General features: G+C 44.9%; 12 protein-coding genes. 11 read left to right on the forward strand and 1 reads right to left on the reverse strand.

Going from position 1 to position 10,423, the window contains the following annotated elements; translation table 11 throughout:
- The first annotated feature begins 123 nt into the window (after positions 1 to 123).
- The 10 genes from safA (at position 124) to yajC (ending at position 9,512) form a co-directional block, all read left to right on the forward strand.
- Entirely contained in the window at positions 124 to 2,295 is a 2,172-nt protein-coding gene (gene safA, locus HP456_RS14645) for a SafA/ExsA family spore coat assembly protein (protein WP_172252366.1), read from the forward strand.
- Positions 2,296 to 2,401: 106 nt separating this feature from the next.
- A complete protein-coding gene (locus HP456_RS14650) occupies positions 2,402 to 3,301 on the forward strand; it encodes a phosphotransferase (RefSeq protein ID WP_172252368.1) in 900 nt (299 codons plus the stop codon).
- Positions 3,302 to 3,375: 74 nt separating this feature from the next.
- The gene (locus HP456_RS14655) at positions 3,376 to 4,113 is read left to right on the forward strand and encodes a YhcN/YlaJ family sporulation lipoprotein (protein WP_172252370.1); all 738 of its coding nucleotides are present in this window, start codon (positions 3,376 to 3,378) and stop codon (positions 4,111 to 4,113) included.
- A gap of 158 nt (positions 4,114 to 4,271) precedes the next feature.
- The gene (locus HP456_RS14660; protein ID WP_172252372.1) at positions 4,272 to 4,826 is read left to right on the forward strand and encodes an intercompartmental signaling factor BofC; all 555 of its coding nucleotides are present in this window, start codon (positions 4,272 to 4,274) and stop codon (positions 4,824 to 4,826) included.
- Positions 4,827 to 5,119: 293 nt separating this feature from the next.
- Positions 5,120 to 5,734 carry a Holliday junction branch migration protein RuvA gene (gene ruvA, locus HP456_RS14665; protein ID WP_172252374.1) on the forward strand — a complete coding sequence of 205 codons (615 nt, stop codon included), beginning with the start codon at positions 5,120 to 5,122 and terminating at the stop codon, positions 5,732 to 5,734.
- A 27-nt stretch (positions 5,735 to 5,761) separates the two neighbouring features.
- Positions 5,762 to 6,763 carry a Holliday junction branch migration DNA helicase RuvB gene (gene ruvB, locus HP456_RS14670; RefSeq protein WP_172252376.1) on the forward strand — a complete coding sequence of 334 codons (1,002 nt, stop codon included), beginning with the start codon at positions 5,762 to 5,764 and terminating at the stop codon, positions 6,761 to 6,763.
- A complete protein-coding gene (locus HP456_RS14675) occupies positions 6,760 to 6,966 on the forward strand; it encodes a DUF2905 domain-containing protein (RefSeq protein WP_172252378.1) in 207 nt (68 codons plus the stop codon). The genes ruvB and HP456_RS14675 overlap by 4 nt, the downstream gene beginning before the upstream one ends.
- A gap of 37 nt (positions 6,967 to 7,003) precedes the next feature.
- Positions 7,004 to 8,029: a tRNA preQ1(34) S-adenosylmethionine ribosyltransferase-isomerase QueA gene (gene queA / locus HP456_RS14680; RefSeq protein ID WP_172252380.1), complete on the forward strand. Its 1,026-nt coding sequence runs from the start codon at positions 7,004 to 7,006 to the stop codon at positions 8,027 to 8,029.
- A 38-nt stretch (positions 8,030 to 8,067) separates the two neighbouring features.
- The gene (tgt, locus tag HP456_RS14685) at positions 8,068 to 9,207 is read left to right on the forward strand and encodes a tRNA guanosine(34) transglycosylase Tgt (protein WP_172252382.1); all 1,140 of its coding nucleotides are present in this window, start codon (positions 8,068 to 8,070) and stop codon (positions 9,205 to 9,207) included.
- A 44-nt stretch (positions 9,208 to 9,251) separates the two neighbouring features.
- Positions 9,252 to 9,512, forward strand: coding sequence for a preprotein translocase subunit YajC (gene yajC, locus HP456_RS14690; protein WP_172252384.1), 261 nt, complete (start codon positions 9,252 to 9,254; stop codon positions 9,510 to 9,512).
- A gap of 89 nt (positions 9,513 to 9,601) precedes the next feature.
- Here yajC and HP456_RS14695 read toward each other — a convergent pair whose 3' ends face one another.
- The gene (locus HP456_RS14695; protein WP_172252386.1) at positions 9,602 to 10,015 is read right to left on the reverse strand and encodes a TIGR04086 family membrane protein; all 414 of its coding nucleotides are present in this window, start codon (positions 10,013 to 10,015) and stop codon (positions 9,602 to 9,604) included.
- A gap of 119 nt (positions 10,016 to 10,134) precedes the next feature.
- On the opposite strand from HP456_RS14695, the gene HP456_RS14700 reads away from it, so the two are divergent.
- Positions 10,135 to 10,423, forward strand: a 289-nt coding sequence (locus tag HP456_RS14700; protein ID WP_281358052.1) for an SLC13 family permease, incomplete at its 3' end; no start/stop codon positions are given.

A 10,423-nucleotide genomic window follows, 5' to 3' on the forward strand; every position in this document is an offset into this window, starting at 1 on the left:
GTATATGCAGCTTACTATCTGGTATATTTTCCCCCGCCGATTCATAAGTTTTTATGTAGATGATTAGCAATTTGCCTATCTAGTCATAGGATATATAGACTTATGCCTGAGGAGGGAAAAAGAGTGAAAATCCATATTGTTCAAAAAGGGGACACTCTTTGGAAAATCGCCAAGAAATATGGTGTGAATTTCGAAGAGTTAAAGCAAATGAATGCCCAACTGTCAAACCCTGATATGATTATGCCGGGAATGAAAATCAAAGTTCCGGCTTCAGGTGGATCCGTAAAAAAAGAAACCCAGATAAAATTCGGATCTAAAGAGGCTCCAAAGAAGGAAATGCCGATGAAAGAGATGCCTAAGGCTGAGCATCCTTTTAAAGAGCAGAAACCGATCACACAGCCTGCTGCTGAACAGCCAAAGAAAGCACAAAAACCGTTTACTCCGAAGATGCCGAAGCCGGTCGTCCCGGAAATTGATATCAATAACTATTACATGATGAACATGGCGAATATGCAAATGCAGCAACCCATGCAGAAACCTATGCAGAAACCTATGCAGCAACCGATACAGAAACCGGTCCAGCAGCCCAAACCGCAGCCAAAACCTCAGCCAAAAACTCAACCAAAGATGAAAGAACAGCCTAAAATGCCGCCTAAACCTTCCAATATTCTTCCAAAAACCAAAGATAAGAAAGAACAAAAAGCTGAGAAGCCTAAGCAAAACAATGTAAAAGGAATTCATGACGAAGAAGAAAGCTTACAAATGCCGGCTCAACCACAACAACAAGGAGGGTACAATCAACCTATGAATTTCAACCCGTATAATTGCGTACCTGTGTCACCATTAATGCCAGGTTCAGGTTTTGGAGGTTCACATGGGGGTATGCATCCAGGTTATGGAATGCCGATGGGCTATGGTGGTCAGGTTCAAGGCGCTTCGATGATGCCTGGAATGCAGCAAATGCCGATGATGCATGGAATGGGATATGATGATGATGAATCGTCCATGATGCCATTCATGCCAAACCAAAGCCCGATGGGTCAACCGTCCGGCGTGATGGGAGCGCAAAGCCCAATGGGGTATCCATCTGACGTGATGGGAGCACAAAACCCGATGGGTCAACCGTCCGGCGTGATGGGAGCACAAAGCCCAATGGGGTATCCATCTGACGTGATGGGAGCGCAAAGCCCGATGGGTCAACCGTCCGGCGTGATGGGAGCACAAAGCCCGATGGGGTATCCATCTGACGTGATGGGAGCGCAAAGCCCGATGGGTCAACCGTCCGGCGTGATGGGAGCACAAAGCCCAATGGGGTATCCATCTGACGTGATGGGAGCGCAAAGCCCGATGGGTCAACCGTCCGGCGTGATGGGAGCGCAAAGCCCGATGGGTCAACCGTCCGGCGTGATGGGAGCGCAAAGCCCGATGGGTCATCCATCCGGTGTCATGGGAGCGCAAAGTCCGATGGGGCATCCATCTGACGTGATGGGAGCACAAAGCCCAATGGGTCATCCATCCGGCGTGATGGGAATTTCTGATGAAGAAGAAGATTATCCTTCTGTACAAATGCCTTCCCAGTCTGCTCAGGGTCAATGGATGCCGAATGACAATTGCTATCCGGTATCTCCCGTTATGCCAGGATCCGGATTCCCGGGAGGCATGCATGGTCAACCAATGTGGCCTCAAGGGCAGGTTCAAGGAGCCATGGAAGAATCGCCATCTTCAGGACAATGGCCGATGGGTCATCCATCCGGTGTGATGGGAGCGCAAAGCCCAATGGGTTATCCATCCGGTGTGATGGGAGCGCAAAGTCCGATGGGTCACCCATCCGGTGTGATGGGAGCGCAAAGTCCGATGGGTCACCCATCCGGTGTGATGGGAGCGCAAAGCCCAATGGGTCATCCATCCGGTGTGATGGGAGCGCAAAGCCCAATGGGCTATCCATCCGGTGTGATGGGAGCGCAAAGCCCAATGGGTTATCCATCCGGTGTGATGGGAGCGCAAAGCCCGATGGGTTATCCATCCGGTGTGATGGGAGCGCAAAGCCCAATGGGTTATCCATCCGGCGTGATGGGAGCGCAAAGCCCGATGGGTCAACCGTCCGGCGTGATGGGAGCAAGTGATCAAGAAGACTGCGGCTGCGGCGGCCCTAAGACGCCACAGCAAATGCCTCAAGGAATGCCGTACGGACAGGGGCAAGGAATGATGGGTCCGGGAATGCGGATGGAACAAGGGATGTTCGGACCTGGAGCCTTTGCAATGCCAAACTTCCAAGATGACGATCTTGACGGTTGATTTTCATCCGAGAGGAGACGATTATACGTATCGTCTCCTTTCTTTTTTGAAACATAAATTACACGATTATTCCGCATCCCTAACTAAATTAAAAGAAGGAAAATGGGTGTTATACAGTAATGGAATGAAGTGGTTTGTAAAAAAATTTCCCAGTCAAAACAGATTCATCATGCAAGAAACATTGATAAAAACATTATTACAGAAGAATTTTCCTCACGTCCTGCCATTCCACCCAATCCATCAAAGGGAAATACTTATATTTGAAGGCTATCCAATCGGATTGACCATGTGGCTGGAAACCAGTGAACCCATAAACTATAGCAATACTCAAGACAGGATGGATGTATTATCTGTACTGAAAAGATTTCATGCATTCACTGGTAAAATACAAGGTAAGTGGCTGGAGGAACTTCCTAAGTACAAGTGGATGAAGAAATGGAAGAAACGTTTGAGTCTTTTTGAAAATAACTTGCCCTTACTTCAACCGTTCATTCAGCCATATTATTTGTATACGTATCTGCAATGGGGAAAACGCGCAGTTGAACAGTTGGAGAAACTTGACCATTCTGAAATGCCTTTCTGCATCACACATGGTGATGTAGCACATCATAATTTTTTACGGGGCAAAAACAACAATGTGTATTTAATTGATTTCGATTTGATTGCTCTGTCTTCGCCTTTAATGGATGACCTGCAATTCTGTAATCGCATTCTCCCTTTTATCGATTGGTCGCTTAATGACTTGAAACAATTGGGAGCGTATCAAAAATATCAAAATCAACTGGCGTTTTACATGGGTTTACTTTATCCGACTGATGTTTTCAGGGAATTGAACAGGTTCATCAGGGAAGATTACCATTATAAACAGAGGGCATGGAATTATCTCATCGATTTAACTATCCACCAATTTCCACAGAGGATGCAATTCTCTCAAGAGCTGCATCAGGAAGTGAATCGAATCTTAACCCATAATGTAGGAGAAGTATCCAACTACTTGAAGGAATGAAGACAGCTGCTCTTTCACAACCTAATGGTGAGCAGGAATTATGCTCAATCAGCGGGTTGAAGGAGGAAGCACCATTGAATAAACGTTTATTCATGGTACCATTGACGGCCGTAATGACGTTGAGTCTGGCAGCCTGTAATACAGGAGAAGAAGAAGCTCAGAATAAGTATACAGATTCCTACGAGCCCCTGGGATATTATTCAAATGAAGGCCACGGTGGAGATAACCGGGACGAGAGGGATGGACCTCTGACGGAGATGTATGACCATTCTGTCGGCAGGGAAGGACAGGATATTCGTCAAAGGAAGCGTGAATATCTTCAAGTCAAAGACGATAATGGAAATCCGAGAAATCCATCTGCTCCCCTTGCGGATCATGACAAGAACTTTTTTGAACAGGACGGGCGTGCAAGTCATGGTGACGCGAATTATCATGGGCATTTAGATGATAATACCAGAAAAGCTAACAGATCATACTATACCGCTTATGAAGGTGACCTGGCTGAGAAAATCGGGGACGTCACCGGGAATGTTGAAAACGTAAGCGATGTTCGCGCAGTTGCTTATGGTACCGACGTCCTGATAGCGGTCGAACTCCAAGATCACAACACCGAGAAAGAAGAGGAAACAAAAGCAAACATCAAGAAAGCTGTAAAACCATATCTTAACGGCCGCTCCGTTAAGGTTGTCACCGATGAAGGAACATTCAGCCGCGTCAGGAATATCGATAATGACCTGCGAGATGGCGGTCCTTTTGAAGGAATCAACCTGGATATTGATAATATGTTCAAGGCGATAAAGAATAATGATTGATAATAAAGGGTCACTAAAAGAGTCTAGCCTCTTTTGGTGATCTTTTTTTGTTTAGATGGGGAAACTCGAAATAAATTGAATGGCACTGGATATTCTTAGCAGAGTTTGGTCACACTAATGATTGAAGAATGACACAAAATTAGTATGAGGTGATCACGATGACGATGAAGATTCGAATCGTGTTTATGGTAATGCTGCTGCTGGGTGCTTTTTACTTTACGTTCTTTTATACGGAAGAGAAACAGGCTGCCGACCGTGATAACGTCCGACTGACAGAGACTGGGGATCTCCCTGTAGATGTGGCATCGGCTCATACTGTTACGGTGAAATTGGAGAGAGTGTACCTGGATGGGGAAATCAGTGAAGAGGTTGTTCAGGAAACAATCTGGAGTATGGAAGATTTCTGGGCGGCATATGCTGAATGGCAGCTTATTGATATGACGGAGGAAGAGGTCATCTTCCAGAAACAAGTGGATGATATTTCACCTCTGTTAAAGACAAACGGCTACTTCGGCGTATCTGAAAATGGGGTTCTGTCAATTTTTAACGGAAAGCCCGGTCAAGCGGAAATCATTCAATCTTTCTTTCAGATTGATATGGAGAAGCTTGAAAGCAATAGTCATGAGACCTTGCTGAAAGGAATCCCAGTAAAGTCCAAACAGAAGTTTGAAGAGGTATTGGAAAGCTTTAAACCGTATTCAGTACTTGAGTGAAAAGAAATACCGGCATATGGAGAAGGCATATATTAGGAAAACAACCAGAATGACATGATTCTGGTTGTTTTTGTTCTTTCCCAGAAAAAAGCAGGGTTTCAGGTAAATTTCATCAATTTAATAATATTTACCAATCAGGATGAAGCATCCTGAAAAATTACTACACATACGATTCACATTCGGAGAATTTCTGATAAAATAAGAACAGGTGTTTCTCTAATGACCGGTATTTTCCGCCTTTATGGTCATAATTATGATACAATGAGTATTTACATAGACAGGGAGAGAATTCGATGTATGAATATATAAAAGGGACTGTTGCTCAAGTAGGTCCTGAGTATGTAGTGGTAGAAAACAATGGGATCGGCTATCAGCTTAATGCGGCAAATCCATTCATCTATTCAAAATATCAAAATCAGGAAATACAGATTTTTACATACCAGCATGTGAGGGAAGATCTCATTGCCCTTTATGGGTTTCTTGCTTTGGAAGAAAAATTATTGTTCATGAAACTATTGAATGTATCAGGGATCGGTCCAAAAGGGGCTTTGGCGATATTGGCATCCGGGGCCCCGCAACAGGTCATATCAGCGATCGAGGAAGAAAATGAAAGCTTTCTGACGAAATTCCCCGGGGTAGGGAAGAAAACGGCACGCCAGATGATACTCGATCTGAAAGGCAAACTTCAGGATGTGGTTCCGGATTACTTCCCCAATCTCTTTAATGAACAGGATGAAGCGGCATCAGGGACAGCCGGCAAAGATGAGGCATTTGAAGAGGGGATACTTGCTCTAAAAGCTCTTGGCTATTCGGACAGGGAAATCAAGAAAGTGACGCCAAAATTAAAAGGAGAAGGCTTATCAGCGGATGAAATCATCCGTAAAGCACTTCAATTGCTCTTGAAATAAAAGAACTGGAGAAAGGAGGAAGGCTGAATGGAAGAAAGGATTGTATCAGGCGAATCTGAAATAAACGAGGATTCCTTTGAGTTTTCGTTGAGACCCCGGACGATAAAGCAGTATATCGGTCAGGACAAGGTGAAACACAATCTCGAAGTATTCATCGAAGCAGCGAAAATGCGTCAGGAAACGTTGGATCACGTTCTACTCTATGGTCCTCCGGGACTGGGGAAGACCACCCTTGCAGCTGTCATAGCCAATGAGATGGGCGTCAATCTACGCACGACTTCGGGACCTGCAATCGAAAGGCCCGGTGATCTTGCAGCGGTCCTGACAGCACTTGAGCCCGGGGATGTACTGTTTATAGATGAAATTCACCGTCTCCCGCGGGCAATCGAGGAGGTATTATATCCGGCGATGGAAGATTTCTGCCTCGATATCGTAATAGGGAATGGACCGAGTGCCCGCTCCGTTCGTTTGGATCTTCCGCCTTTCACGCTAGTCGGAGCCACGACCCGTGCAGGTGCTCTTTCAGCACCGCTCCGGGACAGGTTTGGAGTTTTGTGCCGATTGGAATATTATAATGAAGAGCAATTAAATGAAATTGTTCAGAGAACGGCGGCGATTTTGCAAACCGAGATTGAAGCGTCCGCTTCTGAAGAACTTGCAAGGCGTTCAAGGGGCACTCCGCGTATAGCGAACAGACTGCTTCGCAGAGTCAGGGATTTTGCACAGGTGAAAGGAAATGGAGATATCACCTCACAGGTTTCAAGGGAAGCGCTGGAGCTCCTTCAAGTCGATAGGCTCGGTCTGGATCATATTGATCATAAGCTTCTGCGGGGGATCATCGAACGTTTCAGGGGCGGTCCTGTCGGGCTGGATACGATTGCAGCAAGTATCGGGGAAGAATCACATACAATTGAAGATGTGTACGAACCTTATTTAATGCAGATCGGCTTCCTGCAGCGCACACCAAGGGGACGAATAGTCACCCATCTCGTTTATGAACACTTTCAACTGGAGGTGCCCGCGAAGTGACAGGAATTCCGAAGCTGCTGATGATCATTGGCGGAATCATCCTGATCATCGGCTTTCTGATGCAATTTATTAAGATTGGGAAACTCCCTGGTGATATCGTAATTAAAAAAGAAAATACAACATTTTATTTTCCACTTATGACTTCTATTTTGTTAAGTGTTATACTTTCACTTGTGTTTTATATCATTGGACGATTTAAATAGACCTCATTTGTGAGATTGAAAAGCTGGGTGACATGAAGTGAATGTAGAAGATTTTGATTTTCATCTGCCTGAGGAATTGATCGCTCAGACACCTCTTGAGCATCGATCCGAAAGCAGATTGATGGTATTGGATAAAGAACGGGGATCAATTGAACATTACCGATTTAAGAATATCGTGGAATTCCTCAATGAAGGGGATTGTCTGGTATTAAATGATACCCGGGTTTTGCCTGCACGTCTCTTTGGGCAGAAGCAGGGTACAGGCGCGAACATTGAAGTGCTTTTGTTGAAACAGGAAGACGGAGATCAGTGGGAGACTCTCGTCAAGCCTGCAAAGCGTGTCAGGGTTGGAACGGAGATCGTATTTGGTGACGGGAAACTGAAAGCGACATGTATCGGTTTGAAAGATCATGGCGGAAGAATACTTGAATTCCAATATGAAGGTATTTTCTATGAAGTATTGGATGAGCTTGGAGAAATGCCGCTGCCCCCTTATATCCGTGAGCGTCTGGACGAGCAGGACAGATATCAGACCGTTTTTGCCAGAGAAAGGGGTTCCGCTGCGGCACCGACGGCAGGACTTCACTTTACAGAAGAGCTTCTTGAGGAACTGAAGCATAAAGGAGTACATATTGCCTTTATCACACTCCATGTCGGGCTTGGAACGTTCAGACCGGTATCTGTGGATAATATTGAAGAACATGATATGCATGCTGAGTTCTATCAAGTTTCAGAAGGCACTGCACGACTGTTGAATGAAGTCAAAGGAAACGGCGGACGAATTATCACTGTCGGGACTACATCGACACGTACATTAGAAACGATTGCTTCGAAACATGGGGAATTCGTTGAAGAAAATGGATGGACCAATATCTTTATATATCCAGGATATGAATTTAAAGGGATTGATGGACTTATCACGAATTTCCATCTTCCGAAATCAACGCTGATCATGCTTGTCAGCGCACTTGCCGGAAGGGAAAACGTTTTGCATGCCTATGAAACGGCGGTTAATGAACAGTATAGATTCTTTAGCTTTGGCGATGCAATGTTCATAAAGTAACCTGGGGCTTTACCTAATTCGGAAGGAGAATCACCACCTTGACTGCAATAAAATATGAATTAATCAAAACTTGTAAACAGACCGGAGCGAGACTTGGACGTGTGCACACACCGCACGGTTCTTTTGATACACCAGCCTTTATGCCGGTAGGAACACTTGCCACCGTTAAAACGATGTCCCCTGAAGATCTGAAATCAATGGATGCGGGAATCATTCTGAGCAACACTTATCATTTGTGGCTCCGTCCCGGTCATGAAATCATCAGGGAAGCTGGCGGCCTTCATAAATTTATGAATTGGGACCGTGCCATTCTCACGGATTCTGGAGGGTTCCAGGTCTTCAGCTTGAGCAAGCTTCGTAAGATCGAGGAAGAAGGGGTACATTTCCGTCACCATTTAAACGGTGATAAATTATTCCTGAGTCCGGAAAAAGCAATGGACATTCAAAATGCTCTCGGTTCCGATATTATGATGGCATTCGATGAATGCCCGCCTTATCCTGCTGAGTATGATTATATGAAGAGCTCAGTCGAGAGAACATCAAGATGGGCTGAGCGCTGTCTTGCCGCTCATCAGCGGCCGCAGGATCAGGGGCTGTTCGGGATTGTGCAGGGAGGGGAGTATGAAGAGCTCCGTAAACAAAGTGCCCGTGACCTTGTTTCCCTTGACTTCCCAGGCTATGCTGTCGGAGGGCTTTCAGTAGGAGAGCCGAAAGACGTCATGAATCGCGTGCTCGATTTTACTACCCCGCATCTGCCGGCGGATAAACCCCGTTACCTGATGGGAGTGGGTTCTCCTGACTCACTTATAGACGGTTCGGTCAGAGGGATTGATATGTTTGACTGTGTGCTACCGACACGGATTGCACGTAACGGTACATTAATGACGAGTGAAGGGCGTCTGGTCGTTAAAAACGCGAAATACGCAAGGGATTTCAGACCGATTGATGAAAAATGCGACTGCTATACTTGTAAGAATTACAGTCGTGCATATATTCGTCACCTCATAAAATGCGATGAAACCTTCGGAATACGCCTTACGACTTATCATAATCTTCATTTTCTGTTAAAATTAATGGAGCAGGTCAGACAAGCGATTCGAGAAGATCGACTGGGGGACTTCAGAGAAGAATTTTTCGAGCAATATGGCTTTAACCGACCAGATGCGAAAAACTTCTAAGCTAATAGTAATCTTTATCTGAGTATTGAAAGGAGGGGAAATGAATGGATAGTTTAGGTACAATTTTACCGTTGATACTTATGTTCGTGCTTTTCTACTTTTTGCTTATTCGTCCGCAGCAAAAACGTCAAAAAGCTGTTACGAAAATGCAAAGTGAACTGGCCAAAGGTGATCGAATTATAACGATCGGCGGTTTACATGGAACGATTGATGCCATTGAAGAAGGCAAAATAGTCATCCTTTGCGGAGACGGAAGCCGACTTACATATGATCGCAATGCAATCAGAGAAGTAGTAAACGTATAAACTCATCTCAACTGAAAAAGGCTGCTCCTGCGTGTCATGCGCAAAGGAGCAGCCTTTTTTTATATTCAGTGTTTCAATTTCAACGGATTTTACTCCCTTGAAGGTCCGCCGCTCAAATTGACTCCAAGTATACCGCCCATCATTGCCGTTACTATATAGCAGCCATGGTATACCAGCTGTTCGAGTGAAAAGAAGCTGTCGTATCCTAAATATTGAAACAAAAAAACGATGACAGTATAAATCAGTCCGGTAGAACCCCCAAGCATCCAGCCTTTCATCTTTCCTTTTCCACCGGACATGAATCCCCCGATAAATAATGCCAAAAATGATATGATTGTGACAAATAACGAAATCGAACTTTCAGTAAGCTCTGTAAACCGAAGCATTAATGAAAATACAATACTTGCCACAACTGCTATTAGAAAAATGGTTAAAGTGCCGTAAAGTACGGCCCCTCCGATTTTTTTCGCTTCGATGATTGCTCTCCCCTTTCTGCCTCCCATATTTAATTTCTACTAGTACAAGCATATTCGCAGAACTGTAAAAAAAGACTAGAAATTTTTTATGGTCAAGCATCATAGACTTATATTGAAACTCGACTTCGGGCAGAAGGAGCTTGATTATGTCACCGACTCTCGTTCTTATCGTTTTCGTACTTGTATACATTCTTTTGATTACTGAGAAATGGAACCGGGTGCTTGCGGCAATGGCCGGAGGTTCAGCCATGCTATTGATTGGTGCGTTCCCAATTGAAAAGGCTTTATTCACCTATATCGATTGGAAGACCATCGCTTTATTATTTTCAATGATGCTTATCGTTACGGTGACGAGTAAGACGGGCTTTTTCGAATATATCGCGATTCGTCTGGCGCAATCCGTAAATGGAAACGGGTTGTCCCTTCTCATTCTTT

Source organism: Bacillus haikouensis (assembly GCF_013179555.1).
GTDB lineage: Bacteria > Bacillota > Bacilli > Bacillales > Bacillaceae_B > Rossellomorea > Rossellomorea haikouensis_A.